General features: G+C 72.2%; 1 protein-coding gene. It reads right to left on the bottom strand.

The window, feature by feature from the left end; translation table 11 throughout:
* A partial coding sequence (locus D9V41_RS16830; protein WP_481725507.1) for an ATP-binding protein occupies positions 1-367 on the bottom strand: 367 nt, incomplete at both ends.

Raw genomic sequence — 367 nt, 5'->3', positions numbered from 1 at the left:
CGAAGCGGACCGCGTCGGCACAGATGCGTTCCCGCAGCTCGGGGTCGAGCCCGGGCGCCGGAGCGATCTCGACGACCTTCTGGTGGCGACGCTGGACGGAGCAATCACGCTCGAACAGATGCAGCGTGTCCCCCGTGGCGTCGGCGAGTACCTGCACCTCGATGTGCCGCGGGTTGAGCACCGCCTGCTCGATGAAGACCGCCGGGTCGCCGAACGCGGCCTCGGCCTCACGCATGCAGGTCTCGATGGCCGCCCGCAGCTGGGACGGCTCGTCCACGCGCCGCATGCCGCGACCGCCGCCGCCGGCGATGGCCTTGACGAAGAGCGGGTAGTCGAGGCCGGCGGCCCCCTCGACCAGGACGTCCGG

Source organism: Aeromicrobium phragmitis (assembly GCF_003674095.1).
Lineage (GTDB): Bacteria > Actinomycetota > Actinomycetes > Propionibacteriales > Nocardioidaceae > Aeromicrobium > Aeromicrobium phragmitis.
Note: the sequence above shows the minus strand (reverse complement) of the source record. Positions and strands in the feature narration are given on the sequence as shown.